Annotated in this window: 22 protein-coding genes; 18 read left to right on the forward strand and 4 right to left on the reverse strand. The window is 57.6% G+C overall.

Annotation, left to right across the window (positions count from 1 at the left end; translation table 11 throughout):
- Window position 1: 1 nt before the first annotated feature.
- The 17 genes from NOV21_RS02725 to NOV21_RS02805 all read left to right on the forward strand — a co-directional run bounded on the left by NOV21_RS02725 (window position 2) and on the right by NOV21_RS02805 (window position 14,556).
- Window positions 2–601 carry a 4Fe-4S dicluster domain-containing protein gene (locus tag NOV21_RS02725; protein WP_283171267.1) on the forward strand — a complete coding sequence of 200 codons (600 nt, stop codon included), beginning with the start codon at window positions 2–4 and terminating at the stop codon, window positions 599–601.
- 2 nt (window positions 602–603) lie between these two features.
- Window positions 604–1,434, forward strand: a complete 831-nt coding sequence (locus tag NOV21_RS02730) for a dimethyl sulfoxide reductase anchor subunit family protein (RefSeq protein ID WP_283171268.1) — start codon at window positions 604–606, stop codon at window positions 1,432–1,434.
- 83 nt (window positions 1,435–1,517) lie between these two features.
- Window positions 1,518–2,207 (forward strand): TorD/DmsD family molecular chaperone, encoded by a 690-nt coding sequence (locus NOV21_RS02735; RefSeq protein WP_283171269.1) that lies wholly within the window; start codon window positions 1,518–1,520, stop codon window positions 2,205–2,207.
- 72 nt (window positions 2,208–2,279) lie between these two features.
- Window positions 2,280–2,834, forward strand: a complete 555-nt coding sequence (locus NOV21_RS02740) for a 4Fe-4S dicluster domain-containing protein (RefSeq protein ID WP_283171317.1) — start codon at window positions 2,280–2,282, stop codon at window positions 2,832–2,834.
- A gap of 814 nt (window positions 2,835–3,648) precedes the next feature.
- A complete protein-coding gene (nrfD, locus tag NOV21_RS02745) occupies window positions 3,649–4,584 on the forward strand; it encodes an NrfD/PsrC family molybdoenzyme membrane anchor subunit (protein ID WP_283171270.1) in 936 nt (311 codons plus the stop codon).
- A 12-nt stretch (window positions 4,585–4,596) separates the two neighbouring features.
- Entirely contained in the window at window positions 4,597–5,091 is a 495-nt protein-coding gene (locus NOV21_RS02750; RefSeq protein ID WP_283171271.1) for a GntR family transcriptional regulator, read from the forward strand.
- Window positions 5,092–5,093: 2 nt separating this feature from the next.
- On the forward strand, window positions 5,094–6,080 hold the full coding sequence (locus NOV21_RS02755) for a slipin family protein (RefSeq protein WP_428978401.1): 987 nt from the start codon (window positions 5,094–5,096) through the stop codon (window positions 6,078–6,080).
- Window positions 6,081–6,113: 33 nt separating this feature from the next.
- Window positions 6,114–6,383 (forward strand): type II toxin-antitoxin system Phd/YefM family antitoxin, encoded by a 270-nt coding sequence (locus tag NOV21_RS02760; RefSeq protein WP_283171273.1) that lies wholly within the window; start codon window positions 6,114–6,116, stop codon window positions 6,381–6,383.
- The gene (locus NOV21_RS02765) at window positions 6,373–6,684 is read left to right on the forward strand and encodes a type II toxin-antitoxin system RelE/ParE family toxin (protein WP_283171274.1); all 312 of its coding nucleotides are present in this window, start codon (window positions 6,373–6,375) and stop codon (window positions 6,682–6,684) included. Before NOV21_RS02760 ends, NOV21_RS02765 begins: the two co-directional genes overlap by 11 nt.
- Before the next feature lie 188 nt (window positions 6,685–6,872).
- On the forward strand, window positions 6,873–9,308 hold the full coding sequence (locus NOV21_RS02770; protein ID WP_283171275.1) for a molybdopterin-dependent oxidoreductase: 2,436 nt from the start codon (window positions 6,873–6,875) through the stop codon (window positions 9,306–9,308).
- A gap of 9 nt (window positions 9,309–9,317) precedes the next feature.
- Window positions 9,318–9,935: a 4Fe-4S dicluster domain-containing protein gene (locus NOV21_RS02775; protein ID WP_283171276.1), complete on the forward strand. Its 618-nt coding sequence runs from the start codon at window positions 9,318–9,320 to the stop codon at window positions 9,933–9,935.
- Between the two features lie 12 nt (window positions 9,936–9,947).
- Complete coding sequence (gene nrfD, locus NOV21_RS02780) at window positions 9,948–11,123, forward strand: NrfD/PsrC family molybdoenzyme membrane anchor subunit (RefSeq protein WP_283171277.1); 1,176 nt, start codon at window positions 9,948–9,950, stop codon at window positions 11,121–11,123.
- A gap of 246 nt (window positions 11,124–11,369) precedes the next feature.
- Window positions 11,370–12,719 (forward strand): ATP-binding protein, encoded by a 1,350-nt coding sequence (locus NOV21_RS02785; RefSeq protein ID WP_283171278.1) that lies wholly within the window; start codon window positions 11,370–11,372, stop codon window positions 12,717–12,719.
- Between the two features lie 124 nt (window positions 12,720–12,843).
- Window positions 12,844–13,485 carry a TorD/DmsD family molecular chaperone gene (locus NOV21_RS02790; protein ID WP_283171279.1) on the forward strand — a complete coding sequence of 214 codons (642 nt, stop codon included), beginning with the start codon at window positions 12,844–12,846 and terminating at the stop codon, window positions 13,483–13,485.
- Window positions 13,486–13,490: 5 nt separating this feature from the next.
- Window positions 13,491–13,823 (forward strand): MGMT family protein, encoded by a 333-nt coding sequence (locus tag NOV21_RS02795; protein WP_283171280.1) that lies wholly within the window; start codon window positions 13,491–13,493, stop codon window positions 13,821–13,823.
- A 123-nt stretch (window positions 13,824–13,946) separates the two neighbouring features.
- A complete protein-coding gene (locus tag NOV21_RS02800; RefSeq protein WP_283171281.1) occupies window positions 13,947–14,258 on the forward strand; it encodes a type II toxin-antitoxin system Phd/YefM family antitoxin in 312 nt (103 codons plus the stop codon).
- Window positions 14,245–14,556, forward strand: a complete 312-nt coding sequence (locus NOV21_RS02805) for a type II toxin-antitoxin system RelE/ParE family toxin (RefSeq protein ID WP_283171282.1) — start codon at window positions 14,245–14,247, stop codon at window positions 14,554–14,556. Before NOV21_RS02800 ends, NOV21_RS02805 begins: the two co-directional genes overlap by 14 nt.
- 99 nt (window positions 14,557–14,655) lie before the next feature.
- Here NOV21_RS02805 and NOV21_RS02810 read toward each other — a convergent pair whose 3' ends face one another.
- From NOV21_RS02810 to pdxR, 4 genes are all read right to left on the reverse strand, one after another.
- Window positions 14,656–15,021: a HepT-like ribonuclease domain-containing protein gene (locus tag NOV21_RS02810; protein ID WP_283171283.1), complete on the reverse strand. Its 366-nt coding sequence runs from the start codon at window positions 15,019–15,021 to the stop codon at window positions 14,656–14,658.
- Window positions 15,011–15,307: a nucleotidyltransferase family protein gene (locus NOV21_RS02815; RefSeq protein ID WP_283171284.1), complete on the reverse strand. Its 297-nt coding sequence runs from the start codon at window positions 15,305–15,307 to the stop codon at window positions 15,011–15,013. Before NOV21_RS02815 ends, NOV21_RS02810 begins: the two co-directional genes overlap by 11 nt.
- 185 nt (window positions 15,308–15,492) lie before the next feature.
- A complete protein-coding gene (locus NOV21_RS02820; protein ID WP_283171285.1) occupies window positions 15,493–16,014 on the reverse strand; it encodes a hypothetical protein in 522 nt (173 codons plus the stop codon).
- A 91-nt stretch (window positions 16,015–16,105) separates the two neighbouring features.
- Window positions 16,106–17,581, reverse strand: a complete 1,476-nt coding sequence (gene pdxR / locus NOV21_RS02825) for a MocR-like pyridoxine biosynthesis transcription factor PdxR (RefSeq protein ID WP_283171286.1) — start codon at window positions 17,579–17,581, stop codon at window positions 16,106–16,108.
- Window positions 17,582–17,698: 117 nt separating this feature from the next.
- Between pdxR and NOV21_RS02830 the strand changes: the two genes are divergently transcribed.
- On the forward strand, window positions 17,699–19,957 hold the full coding sequence (locus NOV21_RS02830; RefSeq protein WP_283171287.1) for a molybdopterin-containing oxidoreductase family protein: 2,259 nt from the start codon (window positions 17,699–17,701) through the stop codon (window positions 19,955–19,957).
- Window positions 19,958–19,959: the final 2 nt, after the last annotated feature.

The raw sequence follows: 19,959 nt of genomic DNA on the forward strand, positions 1-19,959 counted from the left end.
CATGCCGAGCGTCTCGAATTTCAGCCGGTTGGGCTTTTACTTCAATCAGAATGCGTGCATCGGATGCCGGACCTGCCAAATAGCGTGCAAGGATAAAAACGACCTGCCCGTAGGTACCGTTTATCGCCGCGTTCACAGCTTCGAGGCGGGGTCGTTCCCCGTTCCGGCCGTCTACCATTACTCGGCGACTTGCAACCACTGTGAGCATCCTGCCTGTGTTGCCGGTTGCCCGACCGGTGCTATGCACGTCTCCGAGGACGGTACGGTGCAGCACGACGACGAGCGGTGCATCGGATGCAGATATTGCGTTTGGAATTGCCCTTACGACGTGCCGCAGTACCATCCGGAATCAGGCATCGTGGGCAAGTGCGATGCGTGTGCGGATCTGAGGGCCGCCGGAGGGGACCCCGCCTGCGTCGACGCGTGTGTGATGCGGTGCTTGGAGTTCGGACCTCTCGATACGCTCCTTGCCGAGCATGCAGGTGAGGATTTGACCGACAAGCTTGTTATCTTGCCTGATCCAACGAAAACCAATCCTTCCATACTTATCGATCCGCGTCCCGCAGCCCTTGCGGGTGATTTTGCGGAAAAGGAGATGTAGCCATGCACGATATTCCCCTGCTTGCATTCACCTGCGGTCTTGAAGTCGCCGTCGGCGTGCTTGCCATCGTTACCATCGCGTCATTCGTCGATGATCGGGAAGGCTACAAGACCGCTGCTTGCGTTTCCGCGGCATGCGCTCTTGCGGCTATGCTTGCTTCCCTCTTCCATCTGGGCGTTCCCACTCGCGCCATTCTTGCCATCACCGGGTTCGGATCATCTCCTCTCAGCAATGAAATCGTTCTCGTGGGCGCCTTCGCCGCGCTTGCGGTGCTCTATGCGGTTCTTGGGTTCCTGCCCAAGGTTGATACGCGCATCAAGAAGGTTGTCGCGGTGCTCGGTTCGTGCGTCGGTTTCGCCTCTTTGATCGCCGTTGGCATCGCATATGCGAATGCCGAGGTTCCTCTTTGGGATAGCATGAGCACGTATATCGAGCCCATTACCGCAGCGCTGTCTTGCGGCGCTGTTATTTTCCTCGCACTCTATTTCAAAAAGATAAACAGCACCATGATGCGCATCGCGGGCACGATAGCGATAGCCGCGGTTGTGCTGCAGGTTGCTTACGCCGTGCCTGATTATGCGGGATTGGCTTTAGGCGCAGGAGCGGCCGCCTCGTCCGCACAGGTCATTGCCTCTTCGAGCTCCGCGCTCGCCGCTGGCTGGGTTCTTGTGGGCGCCGGAGTGTCATTGTCGGCGTGGCAAGTTGCGCACGGCGACAATGTCGGGGGCGTCGGTATGGCATGGGGGGCTGCGGGCGCTCTCACCATCGGACAGATCATCGTCCGATTCTTCTTCTACGCAGCAATGGTCACCACTGCTGTCGGGTTGCTCTAAATTGCATGTGCGGGGCGTTTTTTTCGGACAATTTGCCAAAACGCCCCGCATCTGTTGTCGCTGTGCATTTCAGGAGGGCTCCGATGAATTACGACGATATGGGAATGTTGTTGGAGGCAAGGGCGTTTGCCTACCATGCAATGCATGCTATTTTCGGCATGGAACCCTCTGAAGATTCATTGAAGGTATATCAAGAGGGAGTTTTTTCCGATTTGGGGGCGATTCTCGACGATGAAGGCTTCGAGGATGCTTCAAGCGCGATGATCGATCTGGAGCAAGCCGCTCGGTTTGCTGCAGATGTCGACATGCTCGTTTCAGCCTATACGCTGATGCTTATCGGACCGGGCGAGCTGCCTGCCTCACCCTGGGAATCTACGTATCGGTCCAACGAGCGAGTACTTTTTCAGGAAAGCACCCTCGATGTGCGCAAGGCATATGTTTCCCAGGGACTCATTCCCGCAGGCTACCCGCACGTGGCGGATGATCATATTTCGATCGAATGCGACTTCCTTGCAAAAATGGGAGACCGGATATCCGAAGCGTACGGAATGAAGGATGGCTTGAAATTAGCAGAGCATGCGAAGACGTCGAAGATTTTTCTCGACAAACATCTGCTCACCTGGGTCGGGCGATTTAGAAACGGCCTTTGTGCGTGTGATGTTCCTTCCCGGAATCCGGCAGGAACATTCTACGTGAGAGCCGCTACTGCATTGGCGCAGTTTGCTGCAGCGGACAGCGTGCTTCTCGAGCGTCTGCCCCGTATGACTGCATAGCTTGCGGCTGTTCCGCTATACTCCCGTACCGGGGAGGTGCTGGATATGGGATGCCTGGGGTTTTATTTCAATATGCAAGCATGCATCGGATGTCGCACATGCCAAATAGCGTGCAAGGACAAAAACGATCTGCCCCTTGGAATTTTCTATTGCCGCGTTCGCTCTTTCGAAGCGGGCTGCTTTCCTGAACCCAGTGTTTTCAATTTTTCAGCCGCATGCAATCATTGTAAGAGTCCAGGGTGCGTCCGCGCGTGTCCGACAGGTGCGATGTCCATTGCCGTCGACGGCACCATCCAGCATGACGATGAACTTTGCATAGGATGTCGATCTTGCGTGAGCATGTGCCCTTATGACGTGCCACAGTTCTTCGAAAGGGCGGGCATCGTGGGGAAGTGCAATGCCTGCATAGATTTACGCGAGGTGGGAGAAAATCCCGCTTGCGTGGATGCGTGTGTCATGCGTTGCCTGGAATTCGGCGATATCGAAGAACTGCGGCGGCGGCATGCGAACGAAAATCCCGTTGCGGAACTACCGTTTTTGCCCGATCCGGAAATCACGAGCCCTTCGCTGCTCGTGAACCCGTCCCCAGATGTGAATCGCGGCGAAGTCGTAGAGAAGACCCTGTAAGTTTCGTTCATTGCCTATTCATTGTGATTTTCTCAATGTTGACTAATGAGCCAACTTCGAGGGTTTCTAGCATTTGTGGAAGCTGGACGCCCGAATATCGCGGTTGGCGCGCCAACTTCGCGGGTTTCTAATCTTTTTTGCAGCTTGCACTCTGGTTGTGAAATTCCCCACGCAAATTTGAGCTGGGGTTATGTGGATTCGAACGCGAGAGTCAGCTCTCCAAAAAGTTGGAAACCCTCGAAGTTGGCTCCGAAGGGCCTGTTTTTCTCCGTTCAGCTTCCGGAAAGGCTAGAAACCCTCAAAGTTGGCGCAGCGCCCCCGTTTCAAACGCAAGGAATCTGAAATTCTGCAGGGGGGTTTCCGCTTTAAGGAGACCAATGCAGCCGATGCTTAGCAGGGGGCCCGCTGCGGGACAAGTGCGAGAACGTGGACCTTGTCGGCCTCGGGAAGATATTCGCAGATGATATCGAATGGGTCGATGACGAATTTCCGTACGTTCTTCCCATACGTCAACTGAATTGGATTCGGCAGGTTCCGCGAGCCAAGTTCGGGGGGCCTGATAGCAGATCGATGGCGAAGAAGATCTCATCCCTCTTGCTTTCAGGTCGAATGCCGGTCATATCTTCGATGAATTGCTCGGTGTAAATGAGCTTAGGCATGGTGGATGCGCCGTTCAACCTCGTCGCGGGCGGACGCCGTACCTTCGTAGATGTTGCCGGCGGCCGACTCCGTGGCGAGCAGCCTCCAGAAGCCTCTAGTACTTGCGGCGTGTCATATGATATTTTGTCGTATGACAGCATAGGGAAGGCGGGGTGTGTTCGGCGAGCTGGTCATAGCGTATTTGTTCCTTGGCGGCATGGGGGCGGGCGCCCTTGCCATCGGCTCGTTGGGAACCCTGCTTGTTCCCCGCGACGAAGTGGCGGTGCGGCGCTCGACCATCAACGGGCGGGCAACCCGAACGGTGCTTTACGTTCCTGCGCCCTACCAGAAGCTGTTCGGCCCGACGCTCGCCGCCTCGTTTATAGCCCTTGCCATCGGATCGATCGCCCTCTCCGTCGATTTGGGCCAGACGAATCGCGCGGAGCTTCTGTTCCTGTTGCCGCAACCGACATTCATGACATTGGGGGCGTATTCCCTCGCACTCGCCCTCGCGCTGTGCGCGCCGCTCGCTGCCGCTTGGGCTTTGCCCCACTTGCATCTGCGCTATTGGGTCGTCCGCACGCTCGCAGTACTCGCCGTCGCCGACGGTGTTGTCGTGATGCTGTATACGGGCCTTCTCCTATCCGACATGCAGGCTATTCCCTTGTGGAACACGCCTTGGCTGCCCCCGCTGTTCGTTGCGAGCGCGCTTTCGTGCGGCAGCGCGCTTATGCTGGGGACGTCCGTTTTCACAGGGGCCATAGGCCTTTTCGAGTCGTCGATCCGCAGGCTCATGAAGCTCGACATCGTTTTGCTGGTGGTCGAGGCGGTTCTCGCCGCCTGCTTCATTGCTGCGTCGTGGAAAGCCCCTTTTGCGGTGGCGGCGGTTGGCTCAGCAAGCCTGCTCCACGGGGAACTCGCCCCGGTGTTCCTGGCCGGTTTCGTCGGATGCGGAATCGGCATACCCGTGCTTGCGGAAGGGTACGAGCTTGCGGCCAGAGGCCACTACCAGGTTGCCTCCCTCATCGCCTCCACGGCTGTTTTCGTGGGTGGGATCGCGTTGCGGTATTCGATCGTGATGGCGGGCATACGCCCGGAAGTTTGGATATAAGGAGAGATGCGCATGGCGCGCGATGATGCAAAGACGTTCAAGTTCGAAGTCGATCCAAAGAGCGACCTGCCCCTGTGGGTTCAGCTGCGCAACCGCCTTGCCCATCTGATAACCAACGGGTTCTACAAGCCGGGCGACCAGCTTCCGACGGTGCGGGCTTTGGCGGCGGACATATCCATCAACTACAACACGGTGAACAAAGCCTATTTGGATCTGAAATCGCAGGGGTATATCGAATCGAGTCGAGGACGGGGCGCCTTCGTGCGCGAGGTGGACGTCGAGGTCGACAAGGAGTACTCGCAGCAGGTCGGCATGATCATGGATGAGTGCGTGGCATCGTGCCGCGAATTGGGAATGTCGCTCGACGACATCGCCAAATGCATGGATGCGAAGATATTGCAGATCAAGCGCGGCGAAGGGCTTGCGAACCCCGAAGACGGATCCGGCGGTCGCATCATCACCATCGAAATCGGAGGAAGCGAGCATGCATCGGAAGCGGGAGCGTAGCCATGGGGTTGCATCGGAGGAATGACTTGAGGCCGGATGAGGGCGGGCGACGTGCGCATCCGAGGCGCTTGCAGGTGAAGCCCGACATCGCGACGGAGATCGTGGGGGAGCGGGCGTCGAATACCGGGGTCGTGCTGTTCTCCACCGTCGTGTTCGCGGTGGTGGCGGGGCTGGTCATGCTCGCGTTCAAGTTCGCATCGCCTGCGGGAATTAATCTGACGGCGATCATCATCGCCGTTGTCATCGCGTCGCTCGCAACCCTGTCCGTGCATATCGCGGAGCAGTGGGAGAAGGTCGTCGTTCTGCGGCTGGGGAAGTTCGACCGGGTGGCGGGTCCCGGATTGTTCTTCACCATCCCCGTGATCGAAAGCCCCACGATCCGCATCGACAGCCGCGTGCGCGTGACCACGTTCGGGGCGGAGGAGACGCTGACAAGCGATTTGGTGCCACTCTATGTTGACGCCGTGCTGTTCTGGATGGTGTACGACGCGAAAGCCGCCTGCACCGAGGTGGGCGATTTCACTCGGGCGGTGGAGATGGCGGCGCAGACCGCCCTGCGCGATGCCATCGGCCGCGGCGAGGTGGCGCAGGTTGCCATCAGGCGCGACCAGCTCGATCGCGAACTGAAGCAGGCGCTCGAGGACAAGGCGTCGGAGTGGGGCGTGACCATCCTTTCCGTGGAGGTTCGCGACATCGTGCTGCCCGAGAAACTGCAGGATGCGATGTCGTTGGAGGCTCAGGCCGAGCAGCGCAAGAAGGCGCGCATCATTCTGATGGAAGCCGAGCAGGACATCGAGGAGATGCTTTCCGAGACAGGCCGGGGCTATGCGGAGAACGAGGAGGCTTTACGCCTACGCGCCATGCACCTTCTGTACGAGAGCATCCGAGAAACCGGCGGGACCGTGGTGGTGCCCAGCAGCTTCAGCGAGGGTTTCGGCGATGTTCTTCCGAAGGATGCTGCCGATGCTTTGGGTAAGATAGCGAAATAATGGTAAAATACTCCTGGAATTAAGGGGGTAAAAATGCCAAAATGCGTACCAGTGAGCGATTTAAAGGACACCGTTTCATTTTGCGAAAAGGTTGAAACCGCTGGAGAACCGGTGATTGTAACGAAAAACGGGTACGAGCGGTTTGTCGCCATCGATGCGGAGCTCTTCCGATCCTATCGCAAGGAGACGCCTGAAGAACATCTGGAACGTCTCCTGCAGGAACCCGATCGTGACATTCGCGCGAGGCGTGTTTCCGATATGAACGTGGGACTCTCTGAGCTCAGGGCGCAGTATGGCCTATAAGGTTATTTGGACGAACAGCGCACGTGCGGATGCCGAGTCGATCATCCGCTATATAGCGGTGGATTTAGACAGCCCGAGTGCCGCGGTAGAGCATCTTGATGCATTCGAGGATGCTGCACGGGAGATGGGTGAGAATCCGCTGCTGCATGCTGTTTCGGCCTTGCCTTCATTAGAGTTGCGTGCTTTGCGTCCCTGCTTCGTCAAGCGATATGTGGTGCTCTATTCCTTCGACGGCGACCAGGTGACTGTGCATCGCATCTTTCACATGCTTCAGGACTATGCGAAGATCATCGAAAGATAGCGTTTCGGAATTATCCTTAAAATAGAGTAATAATTACGAAAAATGTCCTATGACAACTCTTGTTTGTCATAGGACAAATTGGTATCATCGCCCTAACAAGATTTTGGCCGGATCTTACAGACGAGAGAATGCCGCGCCGGGGCATGCGCAAACCTTCGCGAGCGGCGATTCGAACATCGGGAGGAAAGATGTCGAAGAAAAGCTTGGACGCCTCGATTTCGCGCCGTGGCTTTCTAAAAGCGGCAGGTGTAGCCGGGGCATTGGGCTTGGCCGGGGCAGGTGCGATGACCACCGCCGACGGATGGCTGGCACCTGCGAGTGCCGCGGCAGAGCCGGAGGAAAAAGTATCATATCTTTATCACAGGGACCACTGCGGTTGCCACTGCTCGCTCAAATGCACAGTGCGCGACGGCAGAGTTTGCTTTATGGAGCCAAATGATGCCTATCCTGATCCAAAATATCGTAGGATTTGCGCTAAAGGAATCGCAGAGATTCAGCATATCTATAGCGCAGACAGGATTCAGACCCCCCTTAAACGCATTGGTGATCGCGGAGAGGGAAAATTTGAATCTATTAGTTGGGATGAAGCCTACGATATCCTAAAAACGAAAATCGAAGATACGTGGAATGCCTACGGTCACGAGGCAGTATTCGTAAATTGCGCATCCGAGCCAAGGCCAATGTACCCATTTCTACCTGCAGTGTTGGGTGCAGCTACACAAGGGGCTGTTGGAATTGATATGGGCTTGGGAAATGGTGTGGATGATGCCTATGGCTCAAGCAAGGGAACGACGGATTCGCCTGGTGAGTATCTGCAGTGTGGGGCTGGATGGAACAGGCCCACTAATGAGCCAAGAGATTTGATTAACTCAAAATTTATCCTAATGGTGGGGAATAATGTATTAACGAGTGTTCTCTGCCACGGATACAAGTTTTTCGATGCTCAAGACGCTGGAGCTCATACAGTTGCTGTCGACCCCCAGTACTCTTTAGTTGCCTCTAAATGCGACGAATGGGTTCCTATTGAACCAGGTACGGATGCTGCTCTCTACCTGGGAATGGCTTCAGTAATTATTGACAAGAAACTGTATGACGAAGCCTTTATGAAAGCCCGAACGGCATTTCCGTTTTTGGTGAACCGGGAAACGGGAGAGCAACTCACCTTGGGTGAGTCGGTTCCGGAAGGGAAAAATCACGCAGGCGATTATGTGGTTTGGGATAATTCGATCCAATCTGCGGTTAGGCATAACCTTGCGGTCGATCCTGCGCTGTCTGGAACATTTATAATTGATGGGGTTAGCTATCAAACGGTTTTCGATCTTTTCGTTGAAAGCGAAAAAACTTACAACGTCGAGTGGGCTGCAAAGAAAACAGCTATCCCTGCTGAGAAAATCACTAGCATAGCCGAGGAATATGCGAAGAGTGGGGCATCGGCGATCGTTACCGGTTACGGTGGCAACGATAAAATGTCGAATGCTGACGTGGTCGGTCATGCTCTCGTTATGCTTCCCGCCCTTACGGGTAATATCGGGAAGCCAGGTGCTCTTATCGGGAGTTTCGCTGATGGGTTCCATGGCTATGCCGCATCTCTCGGGTCTTGGAAGTTCCCCGACGGAATGAAAGCCGCAACGCCGAAAGTCAAGGTTTTTGAAATGCCGCGTAAGGAAAGCGGTATTCATACAGTAATCGGTGTAGGCGATTTCGTTTTGAATAGGATGCCAAACTTCAACAGTTCGGTGGAATGGATACAGGGTCTCGATTTCTTCTGTGCAATTGATATGTACCACACAACATACGTTGACTATGCAGATTTGGTTTTGCCCGCATGTACTCCTTTCGAAAACGAAGAGCCTTATGCGGGTCTTGAGGCCTATGGAGGACATGTCCTTCTGCGCGAGAAGGCGCTGGATCCTATGTTTGAGAGCAAATCCGATTATCGTATTCAAATCGAGATATCTGAGCTATTTGGGAAACGAGAAGCTCTTCCGAGAACGCAAGAAGAATACATCAGGTATTGCCTTGACACTTCGACCGACGAAACGATAAAAGGAATTTCGCTCGATACCCTCGTGCAGCACCAAGGCGTGCAGCCTCAATCTTGCCAAGAAACATTCCGCAGGTCATTTGTCAACCGATTTGGAACACCGAGCGAAAAGCTCGAGGTCTATTATCAGAAACTGCTTCCCTATAAATTGGCTCTTCCTGTTTGGGTTGCGCCCAATGAAATAGAAAACGAAGAGCTGAAGAAGCGGTATCCCCTCAAGATGTGCTATTACAAATCAAAACTTCGAGTTCACAATCAATTTTGGGATGCAACATGGTTGAACCAGTACGAAGAAGCACACTGCGAGATGAATCCATTTGAGATGAAGTCCAGAAACATGAGTGCAGGTGACGAAGTCCGAATCTTTAACGATCGAGGAGATTGTGTCACGCGAGTGTTTCCCAATGATGGAGTAAGGACAGGAAGCATTCGCATGTTTTCAGGGGTATGGAATAGGTGTTTCAAATCCGGAGGATTTCAGAGCTTATCTAACGACCATGAAGAAGACCGCGCGGCTGTTTTGAAGATGGGGCCTAACATTCCATTTAACGACACCCTTGTTGAAGTTGAGAGAGTGTAGGTGATTTTGATGACTAAACTCGCAATTGCTATCAACTTGCATCGATGCGTAGGGTGCAATACATGTGCTAATGCATGCAAAATGGAAAATAACGTCCCGATGGGGATGCTTTGGAACAGAGTTATAACTGAAGGATCAGATATTCCCGATCAATCTGTTGGATCCTATCCAAACCTGTCTCTGACGAATATACCCATCGCCTGCCAGCATTGCGAAAACCCCGCTTGCATGAAGGTGTGCCCGACCGGAGCAACCTTCAAGGACGACAAGGGACGCGTGGAGATCGACTACGACAAGTGCATCGGCTGCCGCATGTGCATGGCCGCCTGCCCGTACAACGTTCGCGTGTTCAACTGGAACGAGCCGGTGCGGGATCCTGATTTCAATTACGGGGACAAGGATGTTCCCGTTCGCCCCAAGGGCGTGATGGAGAAGTGCACGCTGTGCAAGGAGCGCACCGATCGCGGCGAGGAGCCCATGTGCGTGGTGTGCTGCCCCTTTGACGCCCGCGTGTACGGCGACCTGGACGACCCGGACTCCGAGATCTCGAAGCTGCGCAGCAAGCAGAACGTCCGCATCCTCCTCGAAGATATGGGCACCAAGCCCCAGGTCTTCTACCTGCAATAGGAAGTGATTGAAATGACTTTTTCTACTCGCGGAAAGACCGCGTTGGGCGTCTGCGCCGTCCTGGCCGCCGTCGCGCTGGGATGCTGGATCTACCAGCTGGCTGGCGGCTTGGGCGTCACGGGCATGAACAACTCCACCAGCTGGGGCGCCTACATCATGATGTTCATGTTCATGGTGGGCCTGTCCGCCGGCGGCCTGATCGTGGCCAGCTCCGCCTCCGTCTTCCACATCGAGAGGTACGAGCGCGTGGCGATACCCGCCATCATCTGCTCGCTCGTGTGCATCTGCCTGGCGGGCGCCTTTATCCTCATCGATCTCGGCGGAATCCAGCGCATCTGGCGCATGCTCACCGGCCCGAACTTCGCGAGCCCGCTCGTGTGGGACATGTGCGTGATCACCCTGTACTTGGTGATCAACATCCTGGATCTCCGTTTCCTGGTACGCGGCGACCACAGGGCGGTCGAGATCCTGTCCCGCTTCGCCCTGCCCTGCGCCATCCTGGTCCATTCCGTGACCGCCTGGATCTTCGGCCTGCAGATCGCCCGCGAGGGGTGGCACTCCGCCATCATGGCCCCCATCTTCGTGGCGAGCGCCTGCGACTCCGGCCTCGCCCTGCTGCTCGTTAGCCTGATCGGCCTGCAGAAGGCCAAGCTCTTCGACGCGGGGGACAAGCTGATCGCCAACCTTGCCGGCCTGCTCGCCGTGTTCGTGTCGGTCGACGCGTTCTTCATCGGATGCGAGCTGCTGACGACCGCGTACTCCGGCACCGACGCGGGCAATTTCGTGCTGGGGCAGATGTTCTCCGGCGCCACCGCCCCGTTCTTCTGGTTCGAGATGGTGTGCGGCCTGCTGATCCCGTTCCTGATCCTGGTGTTCGCGAAGAACCGTTCCCGCAAGGGCATGGTGCTCGCGGCGAGCATCCTCGTCGTGCTCGGCGTGCTCTGCAAGCGCGCGTGGCTCCTGTTCACCAGTTTCCTGATGCCCAACGTCTACGGCGGCCCCGGCATCACGCTGGGCACGAAGTCCGCGCAGGCGGATCCCGCCGCCGTGTGGTCCGCCATGGGAGTCTACGCGCCCACCCCCGTGGAGGTCGCCATCATCGTCGGCGCCCTGGCCGGCGGCTTCGCGATCTGGCTGCTGCTGTCCAAGAGGTTCCTGCCCGCCTGGGAGCCGGCGCGGGAAGCCTAGCCTTCGTTCTCCCTCTCTTCCCAAACGCGCCCCGCAGGTACATACGGGGCGCGATTTTACTGCGGTCTTGCCGAGGCCCTCGTTTCAGAAGCCTGCCGCGCGGTTTTCGGATAGTAAGAAATAAATATACAACCTTCAAAATGCACATTCCGTATTTCGGGTCCTAGTCAGCTTTTTAAAATATTTAAATTGCGTCAAAATCTTTTATATGAAATACTCATTTTGCGATAGAAGCGAGGTGGGGATATGGGTGGCATATTCAGACGCAAGATATATGATCGCCTTGTCGAATGGAAGCGAATTTCGAATGGTAGGACTGCCGCGCTCATCGAGGGGACACGTCGTGTGGGGAAGAGCACGGTGGCGGAACAGTTCGCGAAAGATTCCTATGCAGACTATCTCCTAATCGATTTTTCCAAGGAGAGCAACGACGTCAAGCAGCTCTTCTCAGATGCTATCGGCGACCTCGACACGCTGTTTCGCAACCTTTTCCTGCTCAAGGGCAAGGGTCTCCCCGCAGGCGACGCTGTCATCATCCTCGACGAGGTCCAGTTGTGCCCACCTGCCCGGCAAGCTGTGAAAGCGCTCGTCGCCGACGGCAGGTACCACTACATCGAAACAGGCTCGCTCATTTCCATCAAGCAGAACACGCGCGATATCCTCATCCCCTCCGAAGAGCGCAAGATGCTCATGTTCCCCATGGATTTCGAGGAGTTCTGCTGGGCCAGGGGCGATATGGTGACAGCGGATGCCATACGCGACGCGTTCGATGCGAGAAAGCCGCTCGGCAACGCGGTGCATCGCAAGATCATGCGCATGTTTCGCGAATACATGGCTGTCGGCGGCATGCCGCAGGCCGTAGAGGTCTTCGTTAAGGGCGGAACGTATGCGGAAATCGACTACGCGAAGCGGAGCATCCTTGATCTTTATGGAGATGACCTGCATAAATACGATAGCGATGAAAACGGGCACGTGAGTGCGATCTTTAAGTCGCTGTCCGCACAACTCGGCAATCGCGGAGGTAGATTCAAATATTCCGTTATAGGTAAAGGGCAGCGCTACAACCGGTTGAAAAAATCGCTTGGATTCCTCGACGAGTCGATGATGGTCAACTTCTGCACCAACGTGACCGATCCCGACGTGCTGATGGAGATGTATGAAGATCGTGGCAACTTCAAGCTGTTCATGGGCGATACCGGTCTTCTGGTGACACAGGCTTCGGGCAGGGCAAACGATTCCCTTTACAAGAGCCTGGTGGTCGGCACGTCCGGTGCGAATATGGGCATGATCTTCGAAAATGCAGTGGCGCAGATGCTGGTTACTTCGGGGCATGCAGCTCATTTTCACGAGTTCGAACTCGAAGACCCCGCAACGGGAAGGGTCCGACCCTATGAGATAGACTTTCTTATCGTGCGGGGGAGGCGAATATGCCCCGTTGAGGTAAAGTCTTCTGGATACAAGACGCATAAGTCAATTGACAAGTTCTACGAGAAGTACGACGTAAAAGCACCCGAACGCTACGTTTTGTACGGCAAAGACGTGGCGCGGGACGGTGAGATTCTATATTTGCCCGTCTACATGGCGATGTGCCTATGAGCGATGCTTCTGCGCAGTTCGTGCGGTGCTGTGCGGGGTTTTCTTTCCCCCGCCGACGTTGCCGCGGCAAGACGGCAAATAAAAGATGGTATGCTTTCCTCCGTTGACTTTTTAAGGTGGTCCCATGATCGAATTTGATTCCGAAACCCTGAACGCATATTCGCAGGAGCTTGCCTTCTGCGGTAACAGCCTGCTCGACACCGTGCACCACACCGGCGACACCGGCCTGCTGCATGAGTTTTGGGACGTGTTCCCCACGTTCGGGGATGAGCCCCTCGCCGAAGCGGCCGCCGCCTGCAAAGCGTTTGCGGATGATGCCGAGAGGCGCGAGGAGGCGGGGGAGGACCCCGCGACCGAGGTGTCCGTGGAATTCACCAAGCTGTTCGTCGGGCCGCCCCGTCCCGCCGCCGCGCCGTGGGAGACATTCTACCGCGGTGGGGGCGACCGGCAGGACGGACCAAAAGTCGGGTTCGGTGAGGCGACCTTCGAGATGCGGCAGCAGCTGCGCGATGCCGGCCTGGAGCTGAGCAACGAGAACAACCAGTACGCCGACCACATGGGCATCGAGCTCCTCCTCGCGAGCATCTACGCCGACCGTGCTTCGAAGGGCGACGAGGCATCCGCCGAATCGCTGAAATCGTTCGTTGCCGCGCATCCGCTGAAGTGGATCGGCGCGTTCCGCGCGGCTGTGGATGCGGCTGCCCCCGGAGGGTATTACTCCCACATCGTGGCGCTCGCCGAAGCGCTGCTGAACCTTGCCCGCTAGCTTCCATGGGCGAGTTTTCCGACCAGGTGTTCGCCATCGTGGCGCACATCCCGCGCGGCCGCGTGTGCAGTTACGGGCAGGTCGCCCGTCTGATGGGCCGGCCGCGATCAGGGCGCTACGTGGGATATGCGCTGCGCGGCAACCCGTCGCCCGGTGCGGAAGGCGCCTACCCCTGCCATCGCGTCGTGCATAAGGACGGCGAGCTTGCCGGCGCCTTCGCGTTCGGCGGACCAGGGGTGCAGCGCGCGCTGCTGGAGGCGGAAGGCGTCGCGTTCCTGTCGGACGGACGCGTCGACATGGACGCCTGCGCATGGTTCGGCGACGTTTCCTCACTATAGCCCTGTTCCGAACGGTTACCGGCCGCTTCCGCACCGTTGGCTGGGCAATTTGATCCACCCCGCATCGAATCGTATATCATTCAACACATAATCATATACTGAATTCGGTATAGGAGGATTGCCATGCCGGTTCCTTCCGCCCCTCTTCCCCTTATTCGTCCCATCACCGACTTACGGACGCATCTGAATGACGTATGCGCACAAGCGTCGGAGGCGCATGAGCCCATCGTTCTGACTAAAAACGGAGTGGCGTCGTATGTGCTCATGGACAGTCCGACGTATGAGTCCCAGGTTCGCAGCAGCAGGATGTTCCTTGCCTTGCGAGAAGCGGAAATCGAGGAAAAATACCGCCCTGATCCGGTAAGCGCAAAGGAATCGGATGATCGCATGCGCGAGATCTTTGCCACGTGGGGACTCGAGTATGCTCGCGATTAACTGGCGTCCGCGGGCTCATCTCGATCGGGAATCGATCGCTATGTACCTCGGCATTGAATGCGCTGCTCCTCAGGCGGCCCTCAAAACCATCAAGGCAATCGACAGGGCGATTGCTCGCACGCAGATGTTGCCCGACTCGGGCGGGCACTGGAGCCAAAAGGGACTGGACGGGGAATTCCGAACGGTTTCCGCCGGTTCCTACACGGTGTTCTACCGGTACGATGAAGCGACGCTCACCGTGTACCGCATTCTTCACCAACGTCGGGATGTCGATACGTACACCTTGGTCGAGCTATAGCGCCATCTGCGTGATCAGAAACGTGTTGCCGACGGCAGGGGTGAAGCTAGCAAAGTTGATGGCGGGGTTCACGTGCAGTTCGGAGGGGAAATTGGCGCGTTAAAGCGTCGACGCGTGCTTTTCGAGGCTCCGCGCTAGTTTGGGAAGGTCGCCGACGATGACGTTCCAGGCTATGCGTCGGTCGATTTCACCATAACCATGTGCGATAAAATTACGGAACCCCCTCATCTCGTGCCATGCGAGTTCCGGACAAGCGGAGATAACCTCTTCCGAGAGATGTGCAGCATCTTCAACGATGCGGTAGACGGGATTCATTATGGCATCGTATGCGATTTCGCCTTCGAAAGTATGATCATTGCAGAATGAATCCTTCGTGAGGCTGAAATGCCCGATTCTCTTCTCGACGGTTTCACAGTCTTCGATGATTCTTTCGATAAGCGATCGGTCGCGAGCACTACGCTCCATAGAGTAGCACCTGGTCTTTTTTTATATGATTCCAGAATGACTGCCTCATCTGCTCGGGTGGGGCGGTGACTATGTCGAGAGGTTGCCCGATGCGCTTCTCGAGCTGTTGTTGGATGTCGTAAAGTTCAGCGAATCCGATGTGGTCGCCGCAGAGGAAGCGCAGATCCACGTCGCTTCCGTCCGCCTGATCCCCTCGTGCGTAGGAGCCGTAAAGCCATACCTCGCGAATGTCGTGACCGGGCACAACTTCGTTCACGGCTTTTCCTATGGCTTCTTTTTCAACCACGGCGTCTCCTTTTCCGTTTCGCACAGTATATCAACTCATGCCGGATCGAATAGGGCACTGGTACAGAGATTCAGCTTGCGCTTCTGCACAGCGGGAAGTGCCGTCCATGGCACTGGTTTCCTTTTCGCCTTGGTTTCCGGCAAGACAGGGAGGACGATCCTCGGCCCGCAAAAACTCTTGCCTACTCACGTCCATCCGTGCAGCACGGGTCGCTTTGAGAAGATCCGCGAGGCGATGAGGGCGCCAAGGAGGGCAAGCCCGCATCCGATAAGCGCCATGGGTATGATCGAGGAGAGGGCGTTTGGGCCGCAGGCATATGATCCGAATGCGATTCCCGCGAAGAGCGCGCAAGGGTAATCGAGCGCGCCGAACAGGAAGGCGGTCGCGAATACCCGGGTGCTTGCCCTCGCCTTCGAGAATGCGAACCACACGATAACCGTCAGTGCGGCAAGCGTCCCGAAGCTCATGCCCATCACGGGGCTCATCATTCCCAAAACGAGCGCGAGCAACGCCGTCGCGAGAAACAACGGCAAGGCGCTGTCTTCGCGTCTGAGGCTCCAATATGCCGCAGCGGCGCAGAACGGCGCGGCGAGCACCCCGTGCAACGCGTAGAGCTGCGGGAACTGCAGCGCAGGGAACCTGGTTGCCATGCCGATGGCAAGCAGTATGGCGAAGAGGGCGAGCGTGCGGATCAGACGAGATCTCATGGCGGTCCTTTCCCGAGAGCGGATGGTGATATTCTCTCGTAAGGAAAGCCTAATTAATAGGGGCAGATCGAGCATATCCGATGTGGTCAGATCAACGGTCGCTGGAAGGAAACCATGCGCGCCGCAGGGCCGCGACGCCTGGAGCAATGTCTTCGATCGCGATGGCGGAGAACCCGATCAGCAGTTTGTTTTCGGGGGCGGGCCGGCTGAACCACATGCGCTTCGTCCCGTACACCGCGGCGCCTTGCCGGGCGGCGCTTTCCAAAAGCCCGTCCTGCGACATCGAATTCTTCACGGTGGCGAACAGGTGCATACCCGAGTTGATGCCCGCGAGCTCGATGCGATCGCCGAGTTCGCTTTCGAGGGAGGAAAGCAGGGCGTCGTGGCGCTTCCTGTTGCCCGTTGCCGTGCGTCGGAGGAGCTGCTCCCAGTACCCCTCCGATATGAACCGTGCCAGCACTTCCTGCTGCAGGGCGGAGACGGGCGGGTGCGCGTAAGCGAACGTGCGCAGGTAGCGGTTCAGCAGCTTGGGCGGCAGCACGAGGTAGGCGATGCGCAGCGCGGGGGAGAGCACCTTGGAGACGTTGTTCAGATACACCACGCGTCGCTGGGCGTCAAGCGATTGCAGGCTGGGGATGGGGCTCGTTCCGTATCGATACTCGTTGCAGCTGTCGTCCTCGATGATGTAGGCGTAATTCTTCTCCGCCCACTTCAGCAGCCGGATTCGCATATCGAGCCCCATGACCCGGCCCGTGGGGAACTGATGCGACGGCGTGGCGAAAACGATCTTGGGCTTGCGTTCCTCGAGCGCAGCGAAGTAGGCATCGACGCCTTGGTCGACGGGAAGGCCTGCGATGCGATACCCCATCCGCTTGGCCACTTCGTGCACGGTCGCATAGCCGGGCTCCTCCATCGCGATGAGGTGCTGCTCGTGGTCGAACAGCTGGAACACGGTCGCCAGCGCCCCGTCGGTTCCCGCCTGCGGAAGGACTTGCTCGGGGATGCAGGACACGCCTCGCGCTTGGGCGAGGTAGCGCGCCAGGACAACCGACAGAGTGCCCGGCTTGTCGGTGAAGCCGTACCGTGCGAGCCAGGGCGCGGTGCTTGCATACAGCGCGTCATCGGTGAGCTTGCGCCATGTTCTGACGGGGAAGCTGTCGGGTTGGAGGTTCGCGTAGCTGAAATCGTACCGTGCGCTTTGCGCGCGGGTGTTCTCCTGCGTGAACGCATCGCGTTGACGCGGGGCGAGTGCGGCGTGCAGGTCGTTTGCCGTGTCGACGGGGGAGGTGCGGAGGAAGGACGCGTCGAAGTGCTCGACCCGGTATCCGCTTCGGGGCACGTTTCGCACGTACCCTTCGAGCGCGAGCTGCAGATACGCCTGCTCGACGGTGGTGTGTGCCACGCCTGCGTCGGCGCTCGCACGGCGGATGCTGGGCAGGCGATCGCCTTCCACGAGCGTCCCCGATAGGATAGCCCGACGCACCTGATCGTAGATCTGTCGGTACAGCGGCGTTTTGCTCTGGGAGTCCAATTGGAAGAGCAATGTGCGATTGCGGTGGACGGCCATCCGATTACCCTATCTGACCATGTCTATTACACTCATAACTGTCCATTTTACCCATTGCAGATCGAAAGTACACTTCAAGCATCCCGTTCAGGGGGCATCCAGGGAAAAGGAGAAGGAATGGCGCAGACACGTCGTGGATTCCTGAAGGCTTCGGCGCTTGCCGCATTGGGAATCGGGGCAGCGGGCGCGGGGTTGACGGCGTTCACCCCCAAGCCGGCGAACACGGGCATCAAAGCCGAGAAGGTCAAAACCGCCGGATATCAGTACGAGCACGAATACTCCGAGGGCGAATGGCATTATTGCGCCTGCCAGCGCAACTGCTTCGACACCTGCTCGATCAAATGCAAGGTGGTGGACGGTCGCCTGGTGGAGGTGCGCGGGGCCGACAACCCCTTCACCAAAGGGGGGCTGTGCGTGAAAACGCAGAGTTACGTGGACTGGTGCTACCGGGAGGACCGCATACTGTACCCCTTGCACCGCACGAGCGCGAAGGGCCCGGGTGCCACATTCGAGCGCATCAGCTGGGATGATGCTATCGACGAAATCGTCACGCGGTGGAAGGGCCTCATTGCGCAGTACGGGGGCGAGGCCATCACCTGGTCGCGGTACCAGGGGAACCAAGGCAGCCTGAACCGCCGCGTGCTCGAGCCCCTCTTCTACAAGATGGGCGCCACCTACAACGAGGGGAGCATGTGCAACAACGGCTACGTGTACTCGCTTCCGTACACGACCGGCACGGTGCCCGTCATGCGTACCGAGGACATCGCCAACGTGGACCAGTATCTGTCGTGGGGGCATAACCCCGCCGCCGCGTCGCTGCACACGATGAAGTTCATCAAGGAGATGCGCAAGAAAGGCGGCCGCATCATCGTGGTGAACCCGGTGAAGACGGTCGAGTGCATGTGGGCCGATTTGCACGTGCAGCTGCGGCCCGGCACCGATGTGGCGTTGGCGCTGGGCGTGGGCAACTACTTGATCCAGCACGGCATGTACGATCGGGAATGGGTCGAGCAGTGGAGCATCGGCTTCGACGATTACCGCGCGAACTGCGCCGAGTGGACGCCGGAGAAGGTCGCCGAGACCTGCGGCATCCCTGCGGAGCAAGTGGGCCAGATGGCGGAGATGCTGTGGGAGCGCCGTGCGAACATGTGCCTGAAGACCGGCCTTCAGATCGGTCGCCGCCGCAATGGCGGGATGACCCATATTTCCGTGAAATGCTTGACCGGCCTGGTCGGGCATCCCGAAATGTACTACAACATGACTACGAGCGGAGGCTTGCAGCTGTTCAGCAACGCGGCGCCCGCCATGCAGAAGCAGTATATGCAGGGCAAGGCCCCCACCGAAGCGGAGCCCGTAGGCACCATCCGCAACTACAGCAGCCCCAGCCTGGGCAAGGTGCTCAACGGCGAGAACTTCGGTCCCGATCACAACTTCGCGGATAACCCTATCCGCAGCTTGTTCATCTTCGGGAACAACCCGCTGGTCTCGCATCCCAACCGCAATTACGTGGAGCAGGGCCTTCTGCGCGACGATCTGTTCACCATCGTGCATGACATGTTCATGACCGAGGCGTGCAACTACGCCGATATCATCCTGCCCGCGCCGAGCAACTTCGAATACGAGGAGTTCAACGGCGGGTACGGGCACAACTACGCCGTCCACAACGAGGCGATCATCGCGCCGCTGGGCGAGAGCATGGCGAATTGGGAGCTGTGCAACAAGCTGGGCCGCGCCATGGGCTACACCGACGAGGCGTTCTTCCGCGACGAGGAATGGTTCCGCGACCTGTTCATGAAGGACAAGGACTTCACCTACGACGAATTCGTCGAGAAGGGCTGGATCAGCGTTGACCCCAAGGGCTGGGACACCGTGTACGAAAGCGGGTTCCCCACGCCCAGCAAGAAATTCCAGTTCGCCAGCGACGAGCTGGAACACGACCACGGGACGCGCGCACCGCGCTACATCCCCGATCCCGAGAGCCTGACCGGCGATAAGGGCACGTTGAAGAAGTACCCGATCGCGTTGGTGAACCCGTCGGCGAAGGAGTTTTTGAACGGCTGCTTCGGCAACCTGCCGGACAACAACATCCTCTTCCACGAGAACTACCTGTACATGAACCCGCAGGATGCTGCCGAGCGGGGGATTCAAGAGGGCGATGAGGTGCGCGTGTTCAACGATCGCGGCGAGGTCCATCGCGTCGCGCGCGTCATCGAGGGCATCACCGGCGAGCACGTGATGCTGACGTACAAGAGCACGTGGGAATCGGTGCGCGGGAAGAACCGCGAGAACATCAACCGCGTGACGGGCGACGCCCAGGCCGACATGGGCCGCGGCGTGACGTTCATGAGCCTGCTGGTTGAAGTAGAGAAAGCGTAAGC

The sequence above is a fragment of the Curtanaerobium respiraculi genome, assembly GCF_024609215.1.
Classification (GTDB): Bacteria; Actinomycetota; Coriobacteriia; order Coriobacteriales; family Eggerthellaceae; genus Curtanaerobium; species Curtanaerobium respiraculi.